Here is a 25,953-nt window from a genome sequence, read left to right on the forward strand (position 1 = left end):
ACTCAAGATAAGTCTCCACACATTGGACTGCGATACCCTACCTCAAGGGGCACCGTTAAGCTGTTAGTTGGCCTGAGCTTTACCATATCCCTAGCAAGCTTAGCGAATGATCTCATCGGTGGCGCGGATCTTGCTTTCGCCTGTGCTTTGTACCCTTCAGACAAAATGAGATAGTGACATGCGATTATTGTTAGCGGCAATTGCAATGCTGATCCTAGCGGGGTGTGCGTCATTCACGAGCACTGTCCAGCATACCGAGACTGCCCCAGAGTCTTGTGAATGTATGGCATACAGAGCCATGATGACGGCTCCTATAGCGCCGGATGCACACGAAAGGCTTAGACTGGATTGTAAGAAGTCGAAGACAGGGGCACTAAGTAAGTGACACCCGAACCCAACCGCCGAAAAACTTACAGATTCCTGATGGTGGCCCATCAGGTCGCAAGCGGTAGATGGGGCAGCAAAGTTGTATCAGCTAAGAATAGGAAATCATCGATTCTGTTCATTTCGCGGGGATGTACAGATTTGGAGCCAAGGTATCAGGCGCGGGGCATGAAAAGCCCGACGCGGGGCCGGGTTTTCATTATGCGTGCGTATCAGCGTCTTGTGCGCCAGTTACCTCTTACTCTTTGACGGCTTTCATTTCGTCGTCAGCGAGGATGACGGTGCGTTGGCTTTTGAGCAGAGAAAGCACCCAGACAAAGAAAACCGGCACAAACACCACCCCCAATATCGTTGCGCTGAACATCCCGCCGACCACGCCGGTGCCGATGGCGCGTTGGCTGGCAGCACCCGCGCCGGTGGCGATGGCCAGGGGCACGACGCCGGGGATAAAGGCCATGGAGGTCATGACGATGGGTCGAAGGCGCAGGCGCGCGGCTTCGATGGCGGCGTCACGCAGGGAGTAGCCCTGAGCCCACAGGTCTTTGGCAAACTCGACGATCAAGATCGCATTCTTGGCCGCCAGCCCGATGATGGTGATCAGGCCGACCTTGAAGTACACGTCGTTGGGCATGCCCAGGCTGGTCACGGCCAGCACCGACCTCAGGGCGCCCACCGGTACGATCAGCATCACCACAAAGGGGATGGCCCAGCTTTCATACAGCGCCACCAGCAGCAGGAACACCACCACGAATGCCAGCGCGAACAGTTGCAAGGCCTGGCCGCTGGCGATCTTTTCCTGGTACGACAAACCGGTCCATTCATAGCCAATACCTGCCGGCAGCGTGGACACCAGGCGTTCGATCTCGGCCATCGCTTCCCCGGTGCTAACCCCGGGCGGCGCATCGCCGGCGATACGGATCGACGGGTAGCCGTTATAGCGGGCGATTTGCACCGGGCCTTGCTCCCACTGGGTGCTGACAAAGGCACTCATGGGCACCAGGGCGCCGAGGTTATTGGGGATGAACAGTTTGAGCACGCTGTCCGGCGTCATCCGGTCCCGCTGGTCGGCCTGCACCACCACCCGTTGCTGGCGCCCGGCGTTGGCAAAGTCGTTGACCACCGCCGAGCCGAACGCGGTCGACAAGGTGTTGTTGATTGCATCAAACCCGACGCCCAGGGCCTCGGCTTTTTCCCGATCGATGGTCAGGCGCAATTGCGGGGCCTCAGCCAGGCCTTCCATCATCGCGTAGAGGATTTTCGGATTGCCGTTGGCCTGGCCCAGCAACTGGTCCCTTGCGGCGAGCAATGCTTCGCGGCCCAGCCCGGCGCGGTCCTGCAGGCGCAGGGAGAACCCACCGGAGTTGCCCATGCCGTCGATGGGGGGAGGGTTCACCGCCATGATCGCGCCGTCGCTGGGGTTGGCAAAGTGTTGATTGACCCCTGCGGTTTCCGCTTCGGCAGATTGCTCGTCGCCGCGCAACGACCAGTCCTTGAGGGTCGGAAAGGCCAGGCCGGCGTTTTCGCCCATCCCGGAAAAGCTGAAACCCAGGACCAGGAAGGTGCTGGCGACCGCGTCACGGGAGGCGAGAAACTGCTCCAGTTCCTGGCCGGTCGCCGATGTCCGCTCCCGCGAGGCGCCGGGTGGCAACTGCACGTCAACGATCATATAACCCTGGTCTTCCACCGGTACGAAGGATTCTGGCAAGCGCAGGTAGGTAAAGCCCAACAGGACCACCAGCCCCAGATACACCAGCATCACTCGGCCTGCGCGTTTTACCAGGTGGTGATTGAGGGCGCTGTAGCGATCGGTCAGGCGTCCGAACAGGCGGTTGAAGGCGCCAAAGAACCCACGTTTTTCATGATGCCCCTCGGCCACGGGCTTGAGCAGGGTTGCACACAGTGCCGGGGTGAAGGTCAGGGCCAGGAACCCCGAGAACAGAATCGACACCGCCAGGGTCAGGGAAAACTGCTGGTAGATGACTCCCACCGAACCGGCCATGAAAGCCAGGGGCAGGAATACCGCCGACAGCACCACGGTAATGCCGATGATCGCCCCCGATACCTGGCCCATGGCCTTGACGGTGGCGGCCACCGGCGACAGGCCCTCATCGGCCATGATCCGCTCGACGTTTTCCACCACCACAATGGCGTCGTCCACCAGGATACCGATGGCCAGCACCATGCCGAACATGGTCATCATGTTGACCGAGAAACCCAGCAGGTACATCACCATCAACGTGCCTAACAGACACACCGGCACCACAATGCTGGGGATCAAGGTGTAGCGTACGTTCTGTAGGAACAGGAACATCACCAGGAACACCAGGACCATGGCTTCGATCAGGGTATAGATCACCTTTTCGATGGCCACGTCGACAAAGCGCGAGGTGTCATAGGGCACCGAGAATTCAACGTTTGGCGCAAAATTCACCGACAGTTCCTGCAGGCGCCCCTTGACGGCACTGGCGGTCTTCAGCGCGTTCGCCCCCGGCGACAGTTGCACTGCCGCACCCACTGCCGGCTTGCCATTGAGGCGCGTGGTGAAATTGTAGTCCTGGCTGCCGACCTCGATTCGCGCCACGTCGGCGAGGGTGACCCTGGAACCATCCTGATTGGCGCGCAGCACAATGCGCCCGAACTCTTCGGGGTTGTCCAGGGTGCCCTTGACCGCCAGGGTCGCCGTCAACTCCTGGCCGACTGCGCCCGGGGAGCTGCCGAAGCTGCCTGCGGGAAGCTGGACGTTCTGGGCGCTGATCGCCCGGCTTACGTCATCGATGGACAACCCGTAGCCCACCAGGCTTTGCGGATCGAGCCAGATACGCATCGCGGCTTCCGAGGCAAAGAATTGCAGCTTGCCCACGCCTTCGACCCGACGGATTTCATTGTTGACGTTACGCGCGGCATAGTCGGCCAGTAGGGTCGTATCCTGCGTCGCCGTGCCTTCCTTGTAGCTCAGGGCGTAGATCAGCAGAAAACCGGCGCTGGTCTGCTCCACCTGGATGCCCTGGTTGAGCACCGCCTGGGGCATGCGCGCCTCGGTTTTTTTCAAGCGGTTCTGCACTTCGACCTGGGCCATGTCCGGCTGGGTGCCGGGCTTGAAGGTCACGACAATTTCCGCCATGCCGTTGGAGTTGCTGGTGGAGTCGAAGTAGAGCAGGCCCTTGGCACCATTGAGTTCTTCTTCGATGACGCTGGTGACCGAATCCACCAGCACCTTGGCCGACGCCCCAGGATAGGTGGCGGTGACGGTGATTTGCGGCGGGGCGACACTCGGGTACTGGGTCACCGGCAGGGCAGGGATGATCAGCAGCCCGGCCATGGAGATAAACAACGCAATGACCCAGGCAAACTTGGGGCGCTTGATAAAAAACACAGACATGGTGTGACCTCGAACGCGGTGGTGCCGGGCTTACTGGCGTGCTGCTTGTTGTTGGGCAGCGGGGGCGAGGGGCGCTTTCACCAGCACTTTGTCACCCGGTACGAGGCCGTTCTGGCCGCCGATGATGACTCGGTCACCGGCCTCCAGGCCTTGGGTGATCTGCCAGCGCTGGCCCTGCATGGCGCCGGTTTGTACGGCGCGTGGGCTGACGCTGTCGTCGGCATTCACCACCAGTACCTGGGCCTGGCCGTCGCTGCCGCGCTGCACGGCACGCTGGGGCACCAACAAGGCTTGTTGATCGGTGCCCTGGGGCACTTTCACGCGCACATACATGCCTGGCAACAACACCCCTTCAGGATTGCTGAAGCGTCCGCGCAACGAGACCTGGCCGGTGCCACGGTCCACCGCGACGTCGGAGAACAACAGCGTGCCCTGGCTGTGGAAGTCGGTGCCTTCGACCTGCAACGACAGCTGTGATGAGTCGCCGGCCGACAAGCTGCCGTGCTTGAGGGCCTGGCGCAGTTTCAGCGCTTGCGCCACCGGCTGGGTGAAGTCGGCATAGATCGGGTCCAGTTGCTGGATGCTTGCCATCAATGTCGCTTCGCCCTGGCCAACCAGGGCGCCTTCGGTCACGAGGGCGCGGCCGATGCGCCCGGAGATCGGCGCGCGGACCGTGGCGTAGCCCAGGTTCAGGCCCGCGGTTTGCAGATCGGCGCGCGCCGATTGCTGGGCGGCCTGGCTGCTTTTCAGGGCGGCGCGGGCGGTGTCGAGGTCCTGGCGACTGATCGCTTCGACGTCGGCCAGTTGTTCATAGCGCTTGACCTTGGCCTGGTTCTCGAACAGCTGCGCTTCGATACGTGCCAGTTCGCCCTGTGCCCGTGATGCGGCGGCCTTGAGGGGGGCAGGGTCGATCTGGAACAACAGGTCGCCGGCCTTGATCTCGGCGCCTTCCTCGAAGTTGCGTCGTAACACGATCCCGGCTACCCGGGCCCGTACCTGGGCCACCCGGACTGGCTCGATACGCCCCGGCAATTCTGCGGACAGGGAGAAGGCTTCGGGAGCGACAGTCACGGTCTCCACTTCCCGGGGTTGCTGGGCAGCCTCGGGCTGATCGGGAGCACCACAGCCGGCGAGGCCGACAAGGGCCAGCGCAGCAAAGCTGAAAATACGCAGGTCGCGCAAAGCGTTCATGTGTCACCTGGAGGCTAGGTCTGGAAAGGTGCGCATGATATATACATGGATCTATTGAGATAATAATGTCTCAAAAGATTCTTTTGTGTTTAAAAGTGTCATTTCCCTTGAGGTCGGGGGGAATTTCGGCACAATGCCTTCCACTTCACGTCCGACCAATGAGCCTGTTGCCATGTCTTCGCCCGCCCCCAATGAAAAACTTCTCAAGGCCCTGGCGGTTGCCATCGTTGACCATCCCCGGGCCACGCTCCAGGAGCTGGCGCGTGCGGCAGGCATCAGCAAGGCCACGTTGCACCGCTTCTGCGGCGCGCGGGAACACCTGATCGAGATGCTGTTGGCGTACTCGCGTGAGCTCATGCAGCAGGTGGTCGACGACGCAGATCTTGAGCGCGACGCGCCGGCCGAGGTCCTGCGTGGCCTGATCGACAAGCACTTGGCCCATCGTGAGTGGGTGTTGTTCATGGTGTTCCAGTACCGCCCGGACACCTTGAACAATCACGGTTGGCAACCGTACCTGAACGTCCTGGACCGCTTCTTCCTGCGGGGGCAGCAGGCTGGTGTGTTTCGCATCGATATCACAGCGGCGGTCATGACCGAGCTGTTCACATCGCTACTGTGTGGCCTGGTCGAGGCAGAGCGCCTGGGCCGGGCCGCACCGGCGGGGACGGCCTGGGTGATGGAGCAGATGTTCTTGCACGGTGTGAGCGCTGCGCCGCCGCACTCAGCGTTGTCGCAGGGTCTGCGAGGGTAACTCGCCAAACAGCGCCTTGTACTGACCGGCAAAGTGGCTCAGGTGGTAAAAGCCCCATTGGGCCGCCGCGTCGCCAATGCTCAATTCGGCCGGCGACGACATGACCAGGCGGCGCCGCACCGCATTCAGGCGCACGCTGCGCAAGTAGTCCGCGGGGCTGGTGCTGGTGATGGTCTGGAAGCTGTATTGCAGGGCACGCCGGCTGACGTGCAGGCGTTCGCACAGATCGACAATGGTGATGGGCTCGTCGTGGCTTTCGAGGGCGATCTGCTGGCTCATCTTTACCAGGTACTGGCGCGTGGGGGTGCTGGGCCGCAGACGTTTTTCAGGGTTCTCGACGCTCCCCAGCAGATCGAGGAAACCACTGAGCAAGCCATGTTCCATGAGTTTGGCCGTGGCTTCATTGAAGTGTTGCGGCGGGCAATCCAGTGCCTGGCCAAGTTGCAGGCGTACACGCTGGTACACCTCACGGGTGCGCTGCCATGGCGACTGCAGCGACGGTGCGGCGGTCAACTGCCGGTAGCTGCGGGGGCTCAGGTTCAGCGCGGCCAGCGCCAGGACCTGCTGGCGGGCAAAGGTCGCGGCAAAGACCTGGGTGTTTTCCGGGGCATGGAACATGAACTCTTCGTGGTTGTTCAGGATTGCCAGGCAGTCCTGCGTGCCGTGGCTGTCGGTGCACAGCGGAATCGAAAAGCACATGCGCTCGGCGGGTGACTGGCCGTATTGCACGATGCGCCGGTTCAATTGCTCGTGGAATATCTGGAAGTGCCCGCGGCACAGTTGCCGCAAGCGGCTGGCAAACCGACCGGGGGACAGTTGGTCGTAGGTCTGCTCCCAGTCATGCACCGAGCGCGCATGCTGGCTGGCGTCGGTAAAACAAAGGCTTTCGATCTGCGTCATGGTCATCACCGGTGCGCGGGTGTCCGCCCGTTATTGAAATGTCCATCGGCGGTGCGGCATCAATACATCACGGTTGCCCCAGGTCCTGCAACCGCTGCAAAAGTGTGCCGATTTGGGATAACGGCCCAGGCACCTCGCTCCCTACAGTCCAGGCTGGCCCGAAACCTCTCGGCCCACCTTTTTGGAAGGGAGTGCAATCATGTACGCGCATTATCAGAACGCCGAAAAAAAATTCTGGCACCCGATGCGAGCGGCCGCGGCCGTTGCGGGGGAGCAGACCCTGATCATTGCCAGGGGCAATGGCAACTACGTCACCGATATCCATGGCTGGCGCATGCTCGACGGCATCGCCGGGTTGTGGAACGTCAACGTCGGGCATAACCGTGAAAGCGTCAAGCAGGCGATCCACCGCCAGATGGATGAGCTGGCGTACTACCAGACCTTCGACGGCATTGCCCATCCCAGGGTGTATGACCTGGCTGAACGCTTGACCGGCATGTTTGCCCAGGAAGACATGCAGCGGGTGCTGTTCTCCAGTGGTGGCTCCGATGCTATTGAAACGGCATTGAAAATGAGCCGCCAGTATTGGATTGCCGTCGGGGAGCCCGAGCGCACACGGTTTCTGTCGTTGCGCAACGGCTATCACGGCGTGCACATGGGGGGCACCTCGGTCGGTGGGATCAGTGCCTATCAATTCAACCATGGGCCGCTGCTGGCGGGCTGCACGTTGCTGGATGCTCCGTGGTCCTATCGCAACCCGTGGGACTGCGAAGACCCGCAGGCCCTGACCGGCCACTGCATTCGCCAATTGGAAGAGCAGATCCGCGCGCTAGGGCCACAGACGATTGCCGCGTTCATCGCCGAGCCAGTACAGGGCGCGGGCGGGGTGATTGTCCCGCCTGCAGGCTACTGGCCGCAGCTGCGTGCGGTGTGCGATCGCTACGGCATTTTGTTGATCGCCGATGAAGTGGTCACCGGTTTTGGCCGCACCGGCTCGATGCTGGGGTCGCGGGGTTGGGGCGTGGCGCCTGACATTCTGTGCCTGGCCAAGGGCATTTCCGCCGGCTACATCCCCTTGGGCGCCACGGTGTTCAATGGGCGCATTGCCCGGGCCATCGAAACCGCTGAAAACTTCGGCCAGGTGATCATGCACGGCTACACCTACAGCGGCCATCCGACGGCTTGCGCGGCCTCCCTGGCGGTGTTGGATATCGTCGAGCAGGAGAACCTGCCGGGCAATGCGGCAAAGGTCGGCGCCTATCTGCTGGAGCGGCTCAAGCCCCTGAGCGAACGCTTCGAAGTGGTCGGCGAGGTGCGGGGCAAAGGCCTGATGCTGGCCCTGGACCTGGTGAGCGACAAGCGTCTGCGCACCCCCGTCGACCCGGCCGAGGGCTACGCCTCGCGCCTGGCGGAACGGGTACGCCTGGAAGGGGTGCTGGTACGTCCGGTGGGCACCAAAATCATCCTGTCGCCGCCCCTGACCCTGACGCTCGAAGAAGCCGACCTGATCTGCCATGCCCTGGAAACCGGCCTGGCGAATACCTGATCTCCCCTTGAACGGCGCCCATTGGGCGCCGCACTGACGATTGCCTTCAGGAGTCCTGTTGATGAGTGACATTGCCTTGCTGCCTGCGGTTACCGAATTTCTTGCCCGCGCACCGGCCAACTTTATAGAAGGGGCTTACCAGCCCAGTACGTCCACACAACGAATCGCCGTGCGAAACCCTGCGACCGGGCAGGTGATCAGCCATATCCTCGATGCCAGCGACGAGGACATCGAGCACGCTGTCGCCAGTGCGCGCAAGGCGTTCAAGGGCGCGTGGGCGGACACCTCGCCCTATGCACGGGGTGTGGTCCTTAACCGATTTGCCGATCTGCTTGAGGCGCATGCCGAAGAGTTGGCGCAGTTGGAAACCCTGTGCTCGGGCAAGTCGATCAACCTGTCACGCGGCCTGGAGATGGCCCAGAGCGTGGTGTTCCTGCGCTACTTCGCGGGCTGGGCGAGCAAGATCAACGGCCAGACCATGAGCCCCTCGATTCCGTCCATGGACGGCGAGCAGTACCTGGCCTACACCCTGCGTGAACCCGTGGGCGTGGTCGCCGGGATTGTGCCGTGGAACTTCTCGGTGATGATCGGCATCTGGAAAATTGCCAGCGCACTGGTCACCGGTTGCACCATTGTGGTCAAGCCCAGTGAGTTCACGCCCCTGGCGTTGTTGCGGGTGGCTGAGCTGGCGTTCGAGGCGGGCGTGCCGGCCGGCGCATTTAACGTGGTCAACGGGACAGGGCAGGTGGGGCAGCAATTGATCGCCCATGCCGCAATCAGCAAAGTCGCGTTCACCGGGTCTGTGCCGACCGGGATCGCCGTGGGCAAGGCGGCGATGGCCGCCGACCTGACGCGCGCGACCCTGGAGCTGGGCGGCAAGAACCCGGCGGCGTTGTTGGCCGATGTCGATATGGACCAGGCCGTGGCCGGGATGGTGCAGATGGCTTATGTGCATCAGGGGCAGGTGTGCGCCGCACCGGAACGCCTCTATGTACACCGCTCACGGGTCAGCGAGTTCCTGGAAAAGCTCGGGCAGGCCCTGGGGACCTTGAAGATTGGCTCACCCCTCGATGAAAGCACCCAGTTTGGCCCGCTGGCCAACCAGGCGCACCTGGAAAAGATCCTCGACTTCTTCGCCAGGGCCAATCAGAACAACACGGTAATCTGCGGTGCCAAGGCCATTGACCGACCGGGCTACTTTGTCGAGCCGACGCTGATCCTGGCCAATGGCCCGGATGACCCTTTGCTACAGGAAGAGGCGTTCGGTCCGGTGCTCTGTGTATTGCCCTACGACACAGAGGAGGAGCTGATGACCCTGATGAACGACTCGCCCTACGGCCTCACGGCCAGTGTCTGGACCAACAACTTGTCCAAGGCATTGCGCCTGATCCCGCAAATAGAGGCCGGTACGGTATGGGGCAACATGCACACCTTTCTGGACCCGGCACTGCCGTTTGGCGGGGTCAAGGCGTCGGGCATGGGCAGGGAATTTGGCGATGCGTTTATAGAGGCCTATACCGAGCTCAAGTCGGTGATGATCCGCTATTAGTTGTAGGAGCGAGCTTGCTCGCGAAAAACGTTAACGATAACGCAGTGCCAACAGGTAGCCCGTGGCGCTTGTGGGATTTTTACGAGCAAGCTCGCTCCTACAGGGGGGAGGGTCAGTCTTCGGGCAGGTTGTCGAACAGGGTTTCCAGCAAGCTGTTGAGTTTGTTGAGTTGCGCGTCCGTCAGGCCCTTGAAGCTGGTCTTGAAGATATCCGCCGTGACCTTGTGGCTCTGCTCGATGGTCTGGTACCCGGCCTCTGTCAAGGAGACCTGGGTGACGCGCCCATCGTTGGCGCAGACATTGGTCTGCACCAGGCCATCGGCTTTCATGCGGTAGACGATTTTGGTCACCGTGGGCAGCTTGGCGATGGCGTGGGTGGAGATTTCCGAGATGCTCGACGAGCCGTTGTCCTTGAGGATCAGGAGGATGCGCCAGCGCGGAATGTCCATGTCGACTTTTTTCAGGGCCTTTTCCATCGCCATGGAATAGCGCCCGTTGACCCGGGCGAGCCAGTAGAAGGGGAACTCTTCTTTCTTGAAATCCTGGCTGGCAGGGTTATGACGATTCACACGTTTTTTCGCGGTGGTCATGCTCGGGCTTCGAATAATGGACAACGGTCGATTGTTGCATATTCACGTGATTGACGTCGCGCTTGTCGCGCCGTGTGGGAGCCATCGGGCCCCACACGGGATAGGGCAATCAGCTCGCGAGCATTTCCTGATGCTTACTGCTCAGGCCCAGGTAGGCCTCGATCACCCGAGGGTCGTCGGCCAGTTGCCGGGCGGGGCCGTGCATGGCGATCTGGCCGGTTTCCAGGACATAGGCGTAGTCGGCGACCCGCAGCGCCGCCCGTGCATTCTGTTCCACCAGCAGAATCGATACCCCTTGCTCGCGCAGGCTGCTGATGATGCGGAAGATCTCGCGGGTCACCAGGGGCGCCAGGCCCAGGCTGGGCTCATCGAGCATCAGCAGGCGTGGCTTGGCCATCAGCGCCCGGCCAACCGCAAGCATCTGCCGCTCGCCGCCCGACAAGGTGGCCGCCAGTTGCTCGCGCCGTTCCCACAGGCGCGGGAACAAGTCGTATACCTGCTTGAGGGTCTGGCCGTGGTCGCGCTCGCCCCGCCGATGACGCTGGAACGCCCCCAGCAGCAGGTTGTCCGCCACGCTCATCGAGGTGAAGAGTTCGCGTTTTTCCGGCACCAGGCCCAGGCCGCGGCCGACCATCACTTCTACTTCGGGCACGGTTTCCAGGGTGCCGTCGAAGTTGACCTGGCCCCGGGAGCCCAGCACCCCCATGATCGCCGACAGCAGGGTGGTCTTGCCTGCGCCGTTGGGGCCGATCACCGTCACAATCTGCCCTTCGCCGACGCGCAGGCTGGCATTGCTCAAGGCTTCCACCTTGCCATAGGCCACGCTCAGGTTATCGATCTGCAGCAGGGTAGTGCCGGCGTTGCACGGTTCTATTGGCATATTCATGCGCCTGCGCCTCCCAAATAGGCTTCAAGCACGGCGGGGTTGTTTTGCACTTCTTCAGGCAGGCCCTGGGCGATGGGCTGGCCGAACTCCATGACCACCACGCGATCCACCAGGCCCATGACGAAGTCCATATCGTGCTCTACCAGCAGGATCGCCATGCCTTCTGCGCGCAGGCGCCTGAGCAAGGCGGCCAGGGCCTGTTTTTCCTGAAGGCGCAGGCCCGCAGCAGGTTCGTCCAGCAGCAACAGGCAAGGGTCGGCGCACAGGGCGCGGGCGATTTCGAGGATGCGTTGCTGGCCTAACGCAAGGCTTGCGGCGTCCTCCTGCACCGCGTCACCCAGGCCGACCCGTTCCAGTTGATAGCGCGCCTCGGCCAGCAGTTGTTGTTCCTCGCCACGGTCCAGGTTCAGGCTGGCGGCAATCACCCCTTTGTGCCCGCGCAAGTGGGCGCCGAGGGCGGCGTTTTCCAGCACGCTCATCCCGGGCAGCAGTTTGACGTGCTGAAAGGTGCGGCTCATGCCCAGGCGGGCGACATGCCGCGAGGTTTTGCCATTGATCGGCTGGCCCTTGAAGTGGATATCGCCCGAGCTGGGCGTATCGACCCCCGACAACAGGTTGAACAGGGTGCTTTTGCCGGCGCCGTTAGGTCCGATCAGGGCGAGGATCTCCACGGCGTCGATATGCAGGTTCATCTGGTTGTTGGCGACGAGGCCGCCGTAGCGCTTGGTCACCTGGTTGGCCTGCAGGATGCGAGTGCCGTGTTCTGCCGCATCGCGACGCGGCAGGGCCTGGGATGGTGGGAGCTGCGCGGTGCGTGTGCGGCCCTTGAGCCATCTGCCCAGCCACGGCGTCAGGCCACCCGGCGCGCAGTGCATCAGCAGCACGATCAGGATGCCGAAGACGATGGTCTCGTAGTTGCCGCCGTCGCCCAGCAGGTGGGGCAGCCAATCTTGCAGCCATTCCTTGAGCACGGTGAGGATGCCCGCGCCCAGCAATGCGCCCCAGATACTCGCCACACCACCGATCAACGCCATGAACAGGTAATCGATGCCCATCCCCAGGCCGAACGGGGTCGGGTTGACGAAGCGCTGGGTGTGGGCGTACAGCCAGCCTGACACGGCGGCAAACAGCGCGGCGATGACAAAGATCACCATCTTTGACCGGAAGGTGTTGACCCCCATGGATTCGGCCATCAACTGGCCGCCCTTGAGCGCCCGGATTGCTCGGCCTTCGCGGGAGTCGAGGAGGTTGTGGGTGATCAGCATCGCGGCGCCCAGCACCAGCCAGATCAGGTAGAACATGTCTTCACCCTGGTCCAGGGAGATCCCGCCGAGGGTAATGGCCGGCAGGCCGCCGACACCAGTATGGCCGCCCAGGGGTTCCAGGGTGCCGAACAGGTAATAGAGCGAAAGCCCCCAGGCGATGGTGCCCAGTGGCAGGTAGTGCCCGGACAGGCGCAGGGTCATGGCGCCCAGCATCAGCGCCACAGTCACCGTCAGCGCCACGCCCACCAGCAGCGTCAGCCACGGCGAGGCGCTTGCCCATTGCAGCCAGGTCGGCAGTTGGTCGGCGGTAGTCAGCCATGCCGTGGTGTAGGCCCCAAGGCCGACAAAAGCGGCCTGGCCAAAGCTGGTCATGCCGCCGACCCCGGTCAACAGCATCAGGCCAAGTACCACCAGGGCATACAGGCCGATGTAGTTGAGCAAGGTCACATAGTAGGGGGCGAGTACCAGCGGTGCCAGGCCCAGCAGGACGATCAACCCGAGGATCAGGTAGCGTGGTTTCATTCGTGTTCCTCCACGTGACGGCTGGTGAGGGAGCGCCACAGCAGGAACGGAATGATCAGGGTAAAGACGATCACCTCCTTGTAGGCGCTGGCCCAGAACATCGAGAAGGCTTCGATCAGGCCCACCGCGAGGGCGCCGAGGGCCGCCACCGGGTAGCTGACCAGTCCGCCCATGATGGCGCCGACAAAGCCCTTGAGGCTGATGATGAAGCCTGAGTCGAAGTACAGCGTGGTGATGGGTGCGATCAGAATCCCGGACAGGGTGCCGATCAGCGCCGCGAGGACGAAGGTGCTCTTGCCGGCCATTTCCGGGGAAATCCCCATCAGGCGCGCACCCATGCGATTCACCGCCGTGGCGCGCAGGGCCTTGCCGTACAGGGTGCGTTCGAAGAATACAAACAGGCCGATGATCAAGCCCAGGGATGCGGCGATGATCCACAGCGTCTGGCTATTGAGCGCCACCGGTCCCAGTTCCAGGCCTTGTTCGGAGAAGGGCCGGGTACGCGCACCTTCCGGGCCGAACAACAGCAGGCCCAGGCCCACCAGGCTCACATGCACCGCAATCGAGACGATCAGCAACACCAGCGAGCTGGCCGAGGCGATGGGTTGGAAGGCCAGTCGATAGATCAACGGCCCCAACGGCACGACCAACGCCAGGGTCAGCAGGGCCTGCAATGCCATGGGCAGTTGTGCCAGCGGCAGGTTGTTGACCAGGCCCACCATCGCCGCCGCGTAGGCGATCTTTACCAGGCTCTTGCGCGGCAAGCGCCAGGCGTGGGGGCGGCGGATCGAGGCGAGCAGGTCGAGTGCGCCATCGAGCAGGGTCAGGGCCAGCAGCAGCCAGACCAGTGCAGTGGGCTGGCCCGCTTGCAGGCTGGCCATGGTCAGGGCGCCATAGGTGACGAACTCACCCTGGGGGATCAACAGGATCCGGGTCACGGTAAACACCAGGAGAATCGACAAGGCCAGCAGCGCATAAATGGCGCCATTGGTGATGCCGTCCTGGCCAAGCAGCAAGGCTATCTGGGCATTCATAGGGCAACTCTTTGTACGGGGTCATCAGGCTTGCGGCGCCCGTCGGACACGGCTGGCCGAGCGGGCGATTGGGTGCACTCTCAGTCTTTGAGCAGGGTCCAGGTGCCATTTTTCACCTGGATCAACTCCCGGCCTCGCTCATCGAACCCACTGTGGTCGTCCGGGGTCATGCTGTAGACCCCTTGGGTGCCCGCCAACTCATGGGTGCTTTCCAGGGCGTCACGCAGCGCCCGGCGAAATTCCACAGTGCCCGGCGCGGCCTTGGCGGCAGCCAGGGGAATTGCGGCTTGCAGCAGCAGGCCGGCATCGAAGGTGTTGGCGCCGAAGGTGGCGGGTTTGCTGCCGTAGAGCTTCTGGTAGGCGGCGGTGTAGTCGGCGGCGATTTTCTTCGATGGATTGCTGTCGGGTATCTCATCGAGTACCAGCATCAGGCTGGCGGCAAGAATCGTCCCTTCGACCTTCTTGCCGCCCAGCTTGAGGAAATCCGGGAGCGCCGCTCCATGGGTCTGGTAGACCTGGCCACGGTAGCCCTGATCGAACAGCGTGGCCTGGGGCATTACGGCCGGGCTGCCGGGGGCCGCTACCAGTACCGCGTCGGGGCGTGCGGCGAGCACTTTCAGGCTTTGCCCGGTGATGGAGGTGTCCTGGCGCTGGAAACGTTCGTTGGCGACGATCTTGATCCCATGCTCGCTCGCCAGGGCTGTGGCCACCTTGGCCCAGTTCTCGCCGTATGGGTCGGCGGTGCCGATCAGGCCCAGGGTTTTCACCTCGTGGCGGGCCATGTGCTCGAACAGCGCCTTGGCGATCAGCTCGTCATTTTGCGTGGTCTTGAATACCCATTTCTTCTCTGCCGTCATCGGCAGGATCACCGCCGCGGTGCCCACAGGCGACAACAGCGGCACCTGGGCCTCGGCGACAAACGAGATCACCCCAATGGCGTTGGGCGAGCCGCTCGGGCCGATGATCGCATCCACTTTGTCTTCGCTGATCAGCTTCTTCAGGGCCTTGACCGTGGCTGTCGGGTCGCTGCCGTCGTCCAGCGCGATGTAGCGGATGGCCTGGTCTGCGACCTGGGTCGGCAGCAACGCCACGGTGTTTTTCTGCGGCACGCCGATCATGGCCAAAGGGCCTGCGGCCGAGGTGATCACGCCGATCGTGACTTGCGCCTGGGCCAGGGATGCGCAGGCGGCACTCAGTAGCAAGGTGGACACAGCTTTTTTCAAGAGCATGAAATTCTCCGAAGCATTGCAAGGCTAAGCAAGCGCCCGTCCCTCGGCCCGTCGCCGCTTGAACAGCGGTCGCGATGCGCGATGGAAGCGAGCCCTTGGCGGTTACCGCAACGGCGCGAGCCGCTGTTGATGGGCGAGTAGGGCGATAGCAGGTTGCATGCCAGAAAAATTCGGGACAGCTGTGTGAAGCAGGGTTTATCCCGGGTAGTGGTCGCTGTGTTTGTCGTTCCGGGGCGAGGCAAGCCAGCGGTATGCGAAGGCGCTAGCTCGCGGTTTTATCGCTGTTTTTTATGGTTTTTTAATCGAAAAAATATGCAAAAAATCAGAATTATTTCGATGGTTTTTGTTGCAAGAAAACAATCGGTAACTTTTCGTTTCTGCGTATTTTTTAAGATTTTTTGTGCTTCAGGTAAACAGAAGTAAAGCGTTGTCGATGTTGTGGTTCTCTTTTATCTATTTAAAATATAAGTACATTTTATAATTTTTCGTTTGGATTTTGCGTTTTTAAGAGTGTTGCCGAAATGCACGGCTCCGGTGCATCTCGTGGAAAATGTGCACCGAAAATACCCATATTTTAAAATAGATAATTCAATTGACATTTCACGTAAATATTATGATTTTAGATTTAAGCGTTGGGCAGGGGTTGATCTGTCCAGTCCACTGACAGGCGACGCACAGGCGTCACAACATTGAGCGGGAGGTGGCATGACTATCGTCGTCGAGCATATGGCGTTGGGGGGGAGTGGTCTGTCGGTGATGGTCAAGGACACGATCGACATCGCAGGCTTTGCAACCCGTGCTGGCAGCCAGGCTTTGGAGAACGCAGCAGCGGCGCAGGAACATGCCCAAGTGGTCGAGGCCCTGCTCGCGGGCAACTGTCGGATTCTCGGCAAGACCAGCCTGCATGAGTTGGCCTTTGGCACCACCGGGATCAACCACTGGAGCGGCACCGCCGACAACCCGCTGTACCCCGGGTTGATTCCTGGCGGCTCCTCCAGTGGTTCGGCGGCGGCGGTTGCGGCAGGGCTGGTGGACTTCGCCCTGGGCACCGATACGGGTGGCTCGGTGCGTGTGCCGGCCGCCTGTTGTGGCGTGTTTGGCCTCAAGCCGACCTTTGGCCGGATCAGCCGTGCGGGGGTGATGCCCGGCGTCTCCAGCCTCGATTGTGTCGGCCCCTTTGCCGCCAGCATGGAACTGTTGATCGCGGCCATGCAGGTCATTGACCCTGGGTTTATTGCCCAGTCCTGCCCACCCAATCTCAGCATCGGCGTGGTGCCCGTCACGGCGCACCCGCAGATCCTGCAAACCCTCGACGCGGCATTGGCCCGCAGCGGTTTTGCCCTGCACCCAACGCCGCTGCCTGGCATGGAGGCGGCCTACAACGCGGGCCTGGCCGTGATCAATCGTGAGACTTGGAACGCCTGTGGCCACCTGCTGCCCAGCGGCCTGCTGGGCGCGGACATCGCAGCACGCCTGCAAGCCGCGGCCTTGACCAGCGACGAAGCACTGCAGCAGGCCGAACAGGTGTGCGAAGCGTTCACCCATGAGGTGGACGCGGCCCTGGCGCAGCACCCGATCCTGGCCTTGCCCACCCTGCCCGATTACCCCCTGCAAGTGGCACAGGCGGCAGACACCCGCGCCGCCATCGGCATGACCCACCTGGTGCGCCCCTTCAACCTCACCGGCCACCCGGCCCTGAGCCTGCCGCTGCAAGGTCCGAGTGGCCTGCCAGTGGGCCTGCAGCTGATCGCCGGCAAAGGCCAGGACGCGTTGTTGTGCGCCGTGGCCCTGATGATTTCGCAACGCCTAGAACAATAACCAGCCTGATTCTTTTTGGAGGTATTCCATGACTGCACTCCGTGCACAAAGTCCGAGGTCCGACCTGTCGATCATCGACGGTGAAGACTTCCAGCAACTGTTGGATGACATCCGTCGGCGCGCGCGTAGCGGTGAGTTCGACCAGCAAAAACACATCAGTCAGGACATCATCGAGCGCTTCCGCACCCTGGGTGTGTATAGGGCCCTGGTACCCAAGCGTTTTGGCGGGGACGAGTGTTCGCCGGCGCAGTTCTGCCAGATGGTCGAAGACATTGCCCATGCCGACGGCTCCGCCGGCTGGGTCGCGAGTTTTGGCATGAGCCTGGTGTACCTCTCGGCCTTGCCCCTAGCGAGTATCGAGCAGGTTTACGCCAACGGCCCGGATGTGGTGTTCGCCGGAGGGATCTTCCCGCCGCAACCGGCCGCGTTTGTCGACGGTGGCCTGGAGGTCAACGGGCGCTGGAAGTTCTCCAGCGGCTGCATGGGCGCCTCGTTGATCGGGGTCGGTATCGCCCCGAAAAATGGCGACATGCTCGGCCTGCCACGCATGGCCGTAATGCCCAGGGACAAGGTGCGCATCGAGCAGACCTGGGACGTGACCGGGCTGATCGGTACCGGCAGCCACGACCTGGTGGTCGAGGGCGTGGTGGTACCGGAGGAGTGGACGTTTGTGCGTGGCGGGCCGTCGAGCCTGACCGAGCCGTTGTTTCGCTACCCGTCGCTGTCGTTCGCCACCCAGGTGTTGTCGGTGGTCGGGCTGGGCGTGGCGCGTGCTGCACTGGATGAACTCAGTGGCATGGCCAATGGGCGCATTTCGGTGACTGGCGCGCCGTCCTTGTCCGATCGCCCCCTGGCCCAGGTGGAAGTGGCCAAGGCCGAGGCGGCCTTGCTTTCGGCGCGGGCCTGGTTCTACCAGGCCATCGATGATGCCTGGAGCAGCATCCTAGCCGGCGACCCGGTGTCGGTGGAACAAACCAACCTGCTGCGCCTGTCGTCGACCCATGCCACCCGCGTGGCCGCTGATGTGGCGCGCACCGCGCAGATGCTCTCGGGGATGAGCGGGGTGTACCGCAGCAGCCCGCTGTCGCGCTTCGTCAACGACGCCCAGGTCATTACCCAGCACGCCTTTATGGGTGACATGACTTACCAAAGCGCCGGTGCGATTTTCTTCGGCAACAAGCCGTTGCCCGGCTACCTGTGACGTTCAATTCTCAAGAAAAAAGGTGACTGCAATGAGCGATACCAAAGCCTTGCGCGTGCTGTTTTGCATGGGCATCAATCAAAATTTCTTCGACGCGCCGCGGGACGAACAACTGCAAGTCTGGGCGGCGTTCAGCCAGATGTGGAATGGCATCCATGACCTGCCGGGCGTCAAGGTGTTCGGCAACATGGATGACGACCAGAGCATGGTCGGCCCGTCCACCGGCTATCCCTGGACCACCTACCTGCTGGCGGACGTGCCGGATATCGCCAGCGTGCATGCGGCCTGCAACCTGTTTCGCAGCACCCCGGTGGGGGACGGCACCTACAAGCTGTGGAAGTACTGCAAGGTCGAGGCCCGTACCGGCCGCGAACTGATTATCCAGCGCTGAGGCCCGGCCATGAACGACCCACTCCAAACCCTGGAACAACGCCTGGACGCCCTGGAAAGTGCCAACGCCATCCGTGCCTGCATGAACCGTTACATGCAGCTGTGCGACGACCTGGGCGCCCACTCGCCCCTGGACGAACTGGCCGGCCTGTTCACCCCCAGCGCGATCTGGGAAGGCAAGGGCAGCAAGTACCAGGAGGCCTTTGGTGGCTATCACGGGCGTGCGGCCATTCGCGGGATGTTTGCCACCTACATGGTCGAGCCCGCGCACTTTGCCCTCAACGTGCACTTCCTGACCAGCGAACAGATTGAGGTCCGGGGCCTGCAGGCCAGCGGTGCCTGGGTGATGTTGCAGACCTCGACCTTTGCCAGTGGCGCGTCCCATTTGAACAGTGCACGCCTGAGCGTGACCTTCGAGTGTGAGGACGGCCAGTGGCGGATCGCCCATTTCCAGACCGAGAACCTGTTCAGCCGCCCCGTGAGCCTGTGGAACCACAGCGCCCGGTTGCCGGTGCCCCATAAGCCGGGTGAGTGAAACCCGCATTCAAGTGAGTCGGCCCGGTGGGTCGACGAGGAGACATCGTGAATAACCTGATTCAAGCCGTGAACCTTGAAAGTTGCCCGTCCGAACGCGTCCTGCCGGACCGGGTGCACACGTCGCTGTACACCGATGCGCAAGTCTTCGACCAGGAGCTGGAGAAGATTTTCTACAAGACCTGGATCTGGGTGGGCCACGTCAGTGAAATTCCCGATGCGGGCAGCTACAAGACCACCTACGTCGGCAAGCAGCCGGTGATTGTGGTGCGTGACCGCAAGCAGGCGATCCATGTGCTGCTCAACCGTTGCCGCCACCGCGCCGCGACGGTGTGCGAGCACAAGAAGGGCAAGACCAACAGCTTCGTCTGCCCCTACCACGGCTGGAGCTACGCCCTCGACGGTTCGCTGCGTGGCGTGCCCCATCCGGAGAGTTACGCCGACATGCTGGACAAGGGTGAGCACCCCTTGGTGAGCCTGCGGGTCGAGCAATACGCGGGGATGATTTTTGCCACTTTCAACGATGCCATCGAGCCGTTGGAAGACTTTCTCGGTGCGGCGAAAAAATGGATGGATCTGTTTATGAAACAGGGCTGTGGCTACCCGATCAAGGTCGCCGGAGAACACCGCTTCCGCTTCCCCGGCAACTGGAAAATCCAGCTGGAAAACACCACCGACGCCTACCACTTCCCGTTGGTGCACAAGTCGTTCCTGTCGTCGGTGGATAAGCAGACCGAAGAAATGCTCAATTTTGTCGGCGGCAGCGGTTATGTCGAGGACCTGGGCAACGGCCATAGCGTGATGGTGATGATCCCCGACCTGATCGACCTGGAAGCCAACCTTGAGTTGCCGATCCCGGCGCGTTTCGAAGAACTGGCCGGGCAACTGCGCGAAGAAGGGCATGACGAGCAAGCAGTGCGGCGCATCGTCCGCGCCGTGGGCGGCTCGGGGTTCAACCTCAATCTGTTCCCCAACATCGCGTGCTCGATGGCGTTCTTCCGGGTGCTGCAACCGATTGCCGTGGACGAGACCGAGATCCACCACGCAGTGATCACCATGGACGGCGGCCCGGCGGTCGCCAACCGCTACCGCTTGCGCCTGCATGAGTACTTCCAGGGGCCGATGGGCTTTGGCACGCCAGACGACTCCGAGGCGTGGGAGCGGGTGCAGAAGGGCGCCAGTGCCGGCACCGACCTGTGGGTCATGCTCAATCGCGGCCTGGCGGGCGAGCAGGCCAGCACCGATGGCCTGGTCAGTGATGTCAGCGCCGAAACCGGCATGCGTGCCGGCTATCAGCAGTGGAAAAAAATGATGTCGGCCCAGGAGACCCAGTGATGATCAACCTACAACTGCTCAACCAGGCCAGCGCTTTTATCTGGCAAGAAGCGGACATGCTCGATCACGGTGAGTTTGAATCATGGCTGGCGCTCTGGACCCAGGATGCGACCTACATCATCCCCATCGACCCGCTGGAAACCGACTTTGAGAACACCCTCAACTATGCCTATGACGACCATCACATGCGCCAGTTGCGGGTCACACGCCTGACCAGCGGCGAGTCGATTTCCACCACGCCACGGGCGCGCACCGTGCGCACGCTGTCACGGTTTTGCCTGCTCGCCGATGACGGCAAAACCGTCACCGTGCGCTGCGCACAGAACCTGCGCGAATGCCGCAAGGACGTGCTCAAGCACTACACCGCCGATATCACGTTCGAGCTGCTGCGTGACGGCGACAGTTTCAAGATCCAGCGCAAGCTGATCCACCTGATCAACTCCACCGACACCCTCGCCGGTATCGGTTACATCCTGTGAGGGCGCCGGCATGACATACATAGCCTTAGTGACGGGCGCTGCCCAGGGCCTGGGGTACGCCATCGCCGCCCAGTTGTACGCGGCGGGGTATGCGGTGGTGCTCAGCGACCTTTCCCTGGCGGCGGCAAACGCCAGTGCCCGGCGCCTGGACCCGAGCGGCGAGCGCGTGTTGGCGCTACGTCTGGACGTGGGCTGCAAGGCCGATTTCGAGCAGGCACTGGCGGCGACCCTCGAGCGTTTCGGCGCCCTGCATGTGTTGGTCAACAATGCGGCCATGACCCTGGCAACGCCGTTGATGCAGATCAGCCCAGAGGAGTTCGAGCGGGTCACCAACATCAACCAGCGCGGCACCTTTATTGGTTGTCAGGTATTGGGGGCTTACCTGGCTGACCAGGGCTATGGGCGGATCATCAACATGGCGTCCCTGGCCGGGCAGAACGGCGGGACTGCTACCGGTGGGCATTACGCGGCGTCCAAGGGCGCGATCATCACCCTGACCAAGATCTTCGCCAAGGAACTGGCGGCACGCGGGGTGACGGTCAATGCCATCGCCCCGGGGCCGATCGACTCGCCGGCAGTGCATGCCGTGGTCGCGCCCGAGCGCATGGAGCAACTGCTCGAAGCGATCCCGGTCAAGCGCCTGGGCAGTGCCGATTACATCGGTCGCCTGGTGGTGCAACTGGCGGAACAGGATGCCTATTTCGTCACAGGAGCGACCTGGGACGTCAACGGCGGGCTATTCATGCGCTGATGCGACAACGGGCCGACCGTGATCGGCCTTGGCCAATAATAACCAGCGGAACGAGCCGATATGAGCGTGCAAACATTATTGAAAGTGGTGGTGCAAAAACGCCAGGAACAGGGCCAGGGGGTGGTGGTCCTCGACCTGGCCGACCCTGATGGCCAGGCGTTGCCGGCCTTCGAGGCCGGGGCCCATGTGGACATTCACCTGCAAGCGGGCCTGGTCCGCCAGTACTCGCTGTGTGGCGACCCGGCCAATTCCCGGGTCTATCGCCTGGGCGTGTTGAAAGATCCGGGCTCGCGCGGCGGCTCCCTGGCGGTACACGAGCAACTGCTCGAAGGCCAGGTGGTACAAATCAGCGCGCCGCGCAACCTGTTTCCCCTGGCGGCCGATGCGCAACGCTCGATCCTGATCGGCGGTGGTATCGGCATCACGCCCATGGTGGCCATGGCGTATGCCTTGCAGGCCCAGGAGCGGGAATTCCAGCTGCACTATTGCGCGCGGTCACGCAGCCTCTGCGGCTTTATTGACGAGCTGCAGCACGCGTCATTCGCGTCGCGGGTACACACCCATTTCGATGACGAAGACCAGGGGCAACGGCTTGATCTGCAAGCGGTGCTCGGGGTGCCGGGCGCTGGGGTTCATGTCTACGTCTGCGGGCCGGCCGGCTTCATGGATTGGGTCATCAGTCAGGCGGCCAAGGCCGGTCATGCCCAGGACCATATCCATCGTGAGTACTTCCAGGTCGAGGTCGATAGCAGCGGCCAGGGCTTTGAAGTGGTCGCCGCGCGCAGCGGCAAGCAGGTGCAGGTGCAAGAAGGCCAAAGCATCCTCGATGCCCTGGCCAGTGTCGGTATCAAGATTGAAATCTCCTGCGAGCAGGGGGTGTGCGGGACGTGTCTGTGCGATGTGCTGGAAGGTGAGCCCGACCATCGGGATGTCTACCTCACCGACGACGAAAAGGCCGCCAATGACCAGATCCTGGTGTGTTGCTCGCGGGCCAAATCGAAAAAACTGGTGCTGGACATCTGAATTGGCGGAGGGCAAGACCATGGTAGATACAACAGGTTTTCGCAATGCAATGGCATTGCTCGGCGGCGCCGTCTCGGTGATCGCCACCGATGGTGCGGCCGGGCGCTTCGGCTTTACGGCCTCGGCGGTATGCAGCGTGACGGATCAGCCGCCGACTCTGCTGGTGTGCATGAACCGGGCGTCGACGTCCAATATCAACTTCAAGAGCAACGGTGTGTTGAGTGTCAACGTACTGACCGCCGATCACCAGGCGATTTCCGGGGTGTTTGCCAACCGTGACATGAACACCGAGCAGCGTTTTGCCTGTGCCCAGTGGGTGACCCTGGAAAGTGGCGCGCCGATTTTGCAGGAGTCACTGGTGAGTTTCGATTGCCGCATCGCCCAGGCCCATGAGGTGGGCTCCCATACGATTTTCTACTGTGAGGTGCTGGGTATCTGCAATGGCGAAAGCCAGGAAGGCCTGGTGTATTTCAACCGTGCCTATCATCGCCTGGGGGACGCATCGAAGGCCGCTTCTTGATCGTTGCCAACTAACTTGTCCGGTTCTCTAAAACAACAATAAGCGTGCCCCGCACGCATGCGTCTTTTTGCAGCAAGTGGTTATAAAAATAAGACTGCGGATTAACTGCCCATTAGTGATCTGCCCCACTCAAATGTTTTGCGCGCATATAAAGGAACCACCGATGCCTCTTGAAAATAGAATGGCCCGCGACTGCGTGTTCGTCGGCCTGCTGGGCTGCCTGACGCCGCTATTTGCCCACGCCGACTTTATCAACGACCGTCAAATCAGCCTGGGCCTGCGTAACTTCTACCTGGACCGGGACTTTCACCAGACGGATGCACCCAAGTCCCGGGTCGGCAGTTGGACCCAGGGTTTCGACTTCAAGGCCGCCTCAGGCTACACCGAAGGCCCTGTGCAGTTCGCCCTCGATCTCTACGGGCAGTATGCGTACCGCCTGGACGGCGGCGGCGGGCGCGGGCCGGACTCGGTGATCCCGTACGACGACAGCCGTGGTGAACCGGTGCAGGACTACGGCCGGGCGGCGTTCGCGGCGAAAGTCCGCTATTCGAAAACCGAATTGAAGCTGGGCGAGCACCGCCCGACCTTGCCGGTGGCGTATTACGACGATACCCGGCAATTGGTGACCACATTTAATGGGGTCAGTATCGAGTCCAAGGACATTGATAAGTGGACATTGACCGCCGGGCGTTTCAACCAGATCAGTTCACGGGAATCATCCGACCGCGAAAAAATGTACCTGTTTAATGGCCCGGATATAAAACGCCGCAGCGACGGCCTGAACTTTGCCGGTGCCACTTATGCACTGACCCCACAGTTATCGGCGACGTATTTCTACGGCCAGTTGGAAGATATCTACCAGCAGCAATACGTCGGCCTGAGCCATGACCTCGACCTGGGCGGCGGCTATGCCTTGAAAAGCGACCTGCGTTATTTCGATAACCGCGAAGATGGCAAGGCGTTGTACGGAAACATCGACAACCGCTCCTATGGCCTGATGACCACCTTGAAAAAGGGCGGCCATACTTTTGGCGTCGCCTACCAGCGCATGCTCGGCGAAAGTACCTTTCCAACCATCAATGGCTATGCGCCTCAGCCGTACCTGGTGAATTGGTCCATCGTGTCCTACGTCAAACCTAATGAAAGCTCTTGGTCGGTGAGTTATGACTACAATTTTGCCGCCATGGGTATACCGGGATTGAAGTTTAAAACCCGGTACTTTCGTGGCACAGGAATCGACCGAGGCAGTAACGCCCTGGACCAGAATGTTGAAAGTGAACGCTGGCTGGGCCTAGGGTACGTGGTACAGGACGGCAGCTTCAAGAACCTGGGGCTGGAGTGGCGTCGCTTCGACGTCAAGACCCGCTACGGCAGTGGTGGAGCGGCGGGCCCCGACTACACCGAAACACGTTTGATCACCACCTATGTGCTCAAGTTCTAAGCCCATTGGCTAATGGGGGTACGCAATTGGGTGCATGCCAATGAATCGATGGACTCGATAATTCCTAGCAATAATTACGATTTTTTTTGATTGTTTTCAAAGGCAATAATATGCGCTCAATCATGCCGGAAAAGGTAGAGGTTTTGGCAAAAGCTCAGAACTACACAAGTCTTGCGAAGTGGTTGCATTGGGGTATGGCACTCCTCTGGGTCGGCGCCTGGCTCATTGGAATCCTAGCAACTCACTGGCGTGATGAGTTCAATGCCCACCATGGGCTGACATTCCTGCACAAAGCTCTGGCAAGCCCGTTGCTATTTTTGATTGTAGTGCGTATCGCTTGGAGGATTACTCACCCCGCGCCGGTTTTGCCTGAGACAATGAGCCCACTGATGAAGCGGGGTGCCTTGCTTGGCCACTTGTTGCTTTACGGAGTCGCTCTGATTGGTTTACCACTCTCCGGGTGGTATTGGAGTTCGGTAGCGGATAAACCCATCTCGGTGGCGGGGCTCTTTCTACTACCACCCCTGGTCGATCCAGATCAAAGTCTCTATGAGTTGGCGAAAGCGATTCATACGTACATCTCTTGGCTATGTGGAGCTTTGGTGGGAGGGCACGTTCTCGTGGCGCTCACGCATCACTTCGTACAGAAAGATGAGGTGCTCAAAGGCATGCTGCCTCGCCGTAATAATCCGTAACATCGCTTGCAAACAATGCTTCTTGTGCGTTGGCCCTTTGTTCTCATTATTTAAATCCATTGAACCCTTTTTCGCTCTTGAAACACCCCAAAAACAAGTCCAGAATTGAGTCTTTTCTTGCTTTCGAAAGAAAAGAAACCCCTTAGATTTCAATGGGTCTGACGCTAGATGCGAGTCTCGTTTCCCGCTCCAAAATTTGATCCATAGATGTCCATTGGGCGCTGTGATCCACGAAATAGACGCTTAGGCGTCTTTTTTCGTTTCTGCGGAAAACCACTGAAAACCAGGGTGATCCAGTACGTTTAAGTACCTTTTTGAGTACCTTTTTCCGGGGAGACTCAAATTCGTATTGTTGATGGATCCTCTCAGGTCGCCAGACGAGCATCGGGTGCTGACTCTCTAACAGGAGCTCACCATGCCTCTCTCAGATATGGCAATTCGGCACGCCCGACCTACAGATAAAAACTACACCATTGGCGATTTTGACGGCCTGTCACTTATGGTGACTACCGCTGGCAAAAAAACGATGGTTGTTCCGTTT

At 61.1% G+C, this 25,953-nt stretch carries 22 protein-coding genes; 14 read left to right on the forward strand and 8 right to left on the reverse strand.

Features of this window, described 5'->3' with window-relative positions:
- Window positions 1–622: 622 nt before the first annotated feature.
- Together PSEBG33_RS16190 and PSEBG33_RS16185 are read right to left on the reverse strand one after the other, a co-directional pair.
- On the reverse strand, window positions 623–3,763 hold the full coding sequence (locus PSEBG33_RS16190) for a multidrug efflux RND transporter permease subunit (protein ID WP_005787232.1): 3,141 nt from the start codon (window positions 3,761–3,763) through the stop codon (window positions 623–625).
- A 30-nt stretch (window positions 3,764–3,793) separates the two neighbouring features.
- Window positions 3,794–4,954 carry an efflux RND transporter periplasmic adaptor subunit gene (locus PSEBG33_RS16185; RefSeq protein ID WP_005787234.1) on the reverse strand — a complete coding sequence of 387 codons (1,161 nt, stop codon included), beginning with the start codon at window positions 4,952–4,954 and terminating at the stop codon, window positions 3,794–3,796.
- A gap of 172 nt (window positions 4,955–5,126) precedes the next feature.
- Between PSEBG33_RS16185 and PSEBG33_RS16180 the strand changes: the two genes are divergently transcribed.
- Window positions 5,127–5,705: a TetR/AcrR family transcriptional regulator gene (locus tag PSEBG33_RS16180; protein WP_005787237.1), complete on the forward strand. Its 579-nt coding sequence runs from the start codon at window positions 5,127–5,129 to the stop codon at window positions 5,703–5,705.
- On the opposite strand, the gene PSEBG33_RS16175 is transcribed toward PSEBG33_RS16180, so the two are convergent.
- On the reverse strand, window positions 5,676–6,605 hold the full coding sequence (locus PSEBG33_RS16175) for a helix-turn-helix domain-containing protein (protein WP_032803839.1): 930 nt from the start codon (window positions 6,603–6,605) through the stop codon (window positions 5,676–5,678). The genes PSEBG33_RS16180 and PSEBG33_RS16175 overlap by 30 nt on opposite strands.
- A 199-nt stretch (window positions 6,606–6,804) precedes the next feature.
- Between PSEBG33_RS16175 and PSEBG33_RS16170 the strand changes: the two genes are divergently transcribed.
- Together PSEBG33_RS16170 and PSEBG33_RS16165 are read left to right on the forward strand one after the other, a co-directional pair.
- Complete coding sequence (locus tag PSEBG33_RS16170; protein ID WP_005787241.1) at window positions 6,805–8,151, forward strand: aminotransferase class III-fold pyridoxal phosphate-dependent enzyme; 1,347 nt, start codon at window positions 6,805–6,807, stop codon at window positions 8,149–8,151.
- A 61-nt stretch (window positions 8,152–8,212) separates the two neighbouring features.
- Entirely contained in the window at window positions 8,213–9,700 is a 1,488-nt protein-coding gene (locus tag PSEBG33_RS16165) for an aldehyde dehydrogenase family protein (protein WP_005787243.1), read from the forward strand.
- Window positions 9,701–9,812: 112 nt separating this feature from the next.
- On the opposite strand, the gene PSEBG33_RS16160 is transcribed toward PSEBG33_RS16165, so the two are convergent.
- The 5 genes from PSEBG33_RS16160 to PSEBG33_RS16140 form a co-directional block, all read right to left on the reverse strand.
- Complete coding sequence (locus tag PSEBG33_RS16160) at window positions 9,813–10,289, reverse strand: MarR family winged helix-turn-helix transcriptional regulator (protein WP_032803452.1); 477 nt, start codon at window positions 10,287–10,289, stop codon at window positions 9,813–9,815.
- 109 nt (window positions 10,290–10,398) lie between these two features.
- The gene (locus PSEBG33_RS16155; RefSeq protein WP_005787247.1) at window positions 10,399–11,169 is read right to left on the reverse strand and encodes an ABC transporter ATP-binding protein; all 771 of its coding nucleotides are present in this window, start codon (window positions 11,167–11,169) and stop codon (window positions 10,399–10,401) included.
- 2 nt (window positions 11,170–11,171) lie between these two features.
- Window positions 11,172–12,962: an ABC transporter permease subunit gene (locus PSEBG33_RS16150; RefSeq protein ID WP_005787249.1), complete on the reverse strand. Its 1,791-nt coding sequence runs from the start codon at window positions 12,960–12,962 to the stop codon at window positions 11,172–11,174.
- Window positions 12,959–13,996: a branched-chain amino acid ABC transporter permease gene (locus PSEBG33_RS16145; protein ID WP_005787250.1), complete on the reverse strand. Its 1,038-nt coding sequence runs from the start codon at window positions 13,994–13,996 to the stop codon at window positions 12,959–12,961. Before PSEBG33_RS16145 ends, PSEBG33_RS16150 begins: the two co-directional genes overlap by 4 nt.
- Window positions 13,997–14,076: 80 nt before the next feature.
- Window positions 14,077–15,225 carry an ABC transporter substrate-binding protein gene (locus PSEBG33_RS16140; RefSeq protein ID WP_005787252.1) on the reverse strand — a complete coding sequence of 383 codons (1,149 nt, stop codon included), beginning with the start codon at window positions 15,223–15,225 and terminating at the stop codon, window positions 14,077–14,079.
- Between the two features lie 705 nt (window positions 15,226–15,930).
- Between PSEBG33_RS16140 and PSEBG33_RS16135 the strand changes: the two genes are divergently transcribed.
- From PSEBG33_RS16135 to PSEBG33_RS16085, 11 genes are all read left to right on the forward strand, one after another.
- Window positions 15,931–17,043 carry an amidase gene (locus tag PSEBG33_RS16135; protein ID WP_005787255.1) on the forward strand — a complete coding sequence of 371 codons (1,113 nt, stop codon included), beginning with the start codon at window positions 15,931–15,933 and terminating at the stop codon, window positions 17,041–17,043.
- Between the two features lie 28 nt (window positions 17,044–17,071).
- Window positions 17,072–18,244: an acyl-CoA dehydrogenase family protein gene (locus PSEBG33_RS16130; RefSeq protein WP_005787257.1), complete on the forward strand. Its 1,173-nt coding sequence runs from the start codon at window positions 17,072–17,074 to the stop codon at window positions 18,242–18,244.
- A gap of 31 nt (window positions 18,245–18,275) precedes the next feature.
- Entirely contained in the window at window positions 18,276–18,635 is a 360-nt protein-coding gene (locus tag PSEBG33_RS16125; RefSeq protein ID WP_005787259.1) for a hypothetical protein, read from the forward strand.
- 9 nt (window positions 18,636–18,644) lie between these two features.
- Complete coding sequence (locus tag PSEBG33_RS16120; protein ID WP_005787261.1) at window positions 18,645–19,169, forward strand: nuclear transport factor 2 family protein; 525 nt, start codon at window positions 18,645–18,647, stop codon at window positions 19,167–19,169.
- Between the two features lie 47 nt (window positions 19,170–19,216).
- Window positions 19,217–20,503 (forward strand): aromatic ring-hydroxylating oxygenase subunit alpha, encoded by a 1,287-nt coding sequence (locus tag PSEBG33_RS16115; RefSeq protein ID WP_005787262.1) that lies wholly within the window; start codon window positions 19,217–19,219, stop codon window positions 20,501–20,503.
- Window positions 20,504–20,505: 2 nt separating this feature from the next.
- Window positions 20,506–20,982 (forward strand): aromatic-ring-hydroxylating dioxygenase subunit beta, encoded by a 477-nt coding sequence (locus PSEBG33_RS16110; RefSeq protein WP_032803841.1) that lies wholly within the window; start codon window positions 20,506–20,508, stop codon window positions 20,980–20,982.
- Window positions 20,983–20,992: 10 nt separating this feature from the next.
- Window positions 20,993–21,733 carry an SDR family NAD(P)-dependent oxidoreductase gene (locus PSEBG33_RS16105; protein ID WP_005787266.1) on the forward strand — a complete coding sequence of 247 codons (741 nt, stop codon included), beginning with the start codon at window positions 20,993–20,995 and terminating at the stop codon, window positions 21,731–21,733.
- Window positions 21,734–21,793: 60 nt separating this feature from the next.
- Window positions 21,794–22,756 carry a PDR/VanB family oxidoreductase gene (locus PSEBG33_RS16100; protein ID WP_005787269.1) on the forward strand — a complete coding sequence of 321 codons (963 nt, stop codon included), beginning with the start codon at window positions 21,794–21,796 and terminating at the stop codon, window positions 22,754–22,756.
- Between the two features lie 19 nt (window positions 22,757–22,775).
- On the forward strand, window positions 22,776–23,276 hold the full coding sequence (locus PSEBG33_RS16095) for a flavin reductase (RefSeq protein WP_005787271.1): 501 nt from the start codon (window positions 22,776–22,778) through the stop codon (window positions 23,274–23,276).
- A gap of 163 nt (window positions 23,277–23,439) precedes the next feature.
- A complete protein-coding gene (locus PSEBG33_RS16090; protein ID WP_005787273.1) occupies window positions 23,440–24,717 on the forward strand; it encodes an OprD family porin in 1,278 nt (425 codons plus the stop codon).
- Between the two features lie 110 nt (window positions 24,718–24,827).
- The gene (locus PSEBG33_RS16085; protein ID WP_005787275.1) at window positions 24,828–25,412 is read left to right on the forward strand and encodes a cytochrome b; all 585 of its coding nucleotides are present in this window, start codon (window positions 24,828–24,830) and stop codon (window positions 25,410–25,412) included.
- The last annotated feature ends 541 nt before the right edge of the window (window positions 25,413–25,953 follow it).

The sequence above is a fragment of the Pseudomonas synxantha BG33R genome (assembly GCF_000263715.2).
GTDB classification, from domain to species: domain Bacteria; phylum Pseudomonadota; class Gammaproteobacteria; order Pseudomonadales; family Pseudomonadaceae; genus Aquipseudomonas; species Aquipseudomonas synxantha_A.

Excerpts from the sequence above, each read along its gene's own strand:
- PSEBG33_RS16180 (WP_005787237.1), top strand. The coding sequence starts at position 5,127 with ATGTCTTCGCCCGCCCCCAATGAAAAACTTCTCAAGGCCCTGGCGGTT.
- PSEBG33_RS16155 (WP_005787247.1), bottom strand. The coding sequence starts at position 11,169 with ATGCCAATAGAACCGTGCAACGCCGGCACTACCCTGCTGCAGATCGAT.
- PSEBG33_RS16175 (WP_032803839.1), bottom strand. The coding sequence starts at position 6,605 with ATGACGCAGATCGAAAGCCTTTGTTTTACCGACGCCAGCCAGCATGCG.
- PSEBG33_RS16150 (WP_005787249.1), bottom strand. The coding sequence starts at position 12,962 with ATGAAACCACGCTACCTGATCCTCGGGTTGATCGTCCTGCTGGGCCTG.
- PSEBG33_RS16130 (WP_005787257.1), top strand. The coding sequence starts at position 17,072 with ATGACTGCACTCCGTGCACAAAGTCCGAGGTCCGACCTGTCGATCATC.
- PSEBG33_RS16140 (WP_005787252.1), bottom strand. The coding sequence starts at position 15,225 with ATGCTCTTGAAAAAAGCTGTGTCCACCTTGCTACTGAGTGCCGCCTGC.
- PSEBG33_RS16125 (WP_005787259.1), top strand. The coding sequence starts at position 18,276 with ATGAGCGATACCAAAGCCTTGCGCGTGCTGTTTTGCATGGGCATCAAT.
- PSEBG33_RS16170 (WP_005787241.1), top strand. The coding sequence starts at position 6,805 with ATGTACGCGCATTATCAGAACGCCGAAAAAAAATTCTGGCACCCGATG.
- PSEBG33_RS16135 (WP_005787255.1), top strand. The coding sequence starts at position 15,931 with ATGACTATCGTCGTCGAGCATATGGCGTTGGGGGGGAGTGGTCTGTCG.
- PSEBG33_RS16090 (WP_005787273.1), top strand. The coding sequence starts at position 23,440 with ATGCCTCTTGAAAATAGAATGGCCCGCGACTGCGTGTTCGTCGGCCTG.
- PSEBG33_RS16100 (WP_005787269.1), top strand. The coding sequence starts at position 21,794 with ATGAGCGTGCAAACATTATTGAAAGTGGTGGTGCAAAAACGCCAGGAA.
- PSEBG33_RS16185 (WP_005787234.1), bottom strand. The coding sequence starts at position 4,954 with ATGAACGCTTTGCGCGACCTGCGTATTTTCAGCTTTGCTGCGCTGGCC.
- PSEBG33_RS16095 (WP_005787271.1), top strand. The coding sequence starts at position 22,776 with ATGGTAGATACAACAGGTTTTCGCAATGCAATGGCATTGCTCGGCGGC.
- PSEBG33_RS16190 (WP_005787232.1), bottom strand. The coding sequence starts at position 3,763 with ATGTCTGTGTTTTTTATCAAGCGCCCCAAGTTTGCCTGGGTCATTGCG.
- PSEBG33_RS16120 (WP_005787261.1), top strand. The coding sequence starts at position 18,645 with ATGAACGACCCACTCCAAACCCTGGAACAACGCCTGGACGCCCTGGAA.
- PSEBG33_RS16105 (WP_005787266.1), top strand. The coding sequence starts at position 20,993 with ATGACATACATAGCCTTAGTGACGGGCGCTGCCCAGGGCCTGGGGTAC.
- PSEBG33_RS16160 (WP_032803452.1), bottom strand. The coding sequence starts at position 10,289 with ATGACCACCGCGAAAAAACGTGTGAATCGTCATAACCCTGCCAGCCAG.
- PSEBG33_RS16145 (WP_005787250.1), bottom strand. The coding sequence starts at position 13,996 with ATGAATGCCCAGATAGCCTTGCTGCTTGGCCAGGACGGCATCACCAAT.
- PSEBG33_RS16165 (WP_005787243.1), top strand. The coding sequence starts at position 8,213 with ATGAGTGACATTGCCTTGCTGCCTGCGGTTACCGAATTTCTTGCCCGC.
- PSEBG33_RS16085 (WP_005787275.1), top strand. The coding sequence starts at position 24,828 with ATGCGCTCAATCATGCCGGAAAAGGTAGAGGTTTTGGCAAAAGCTCAG.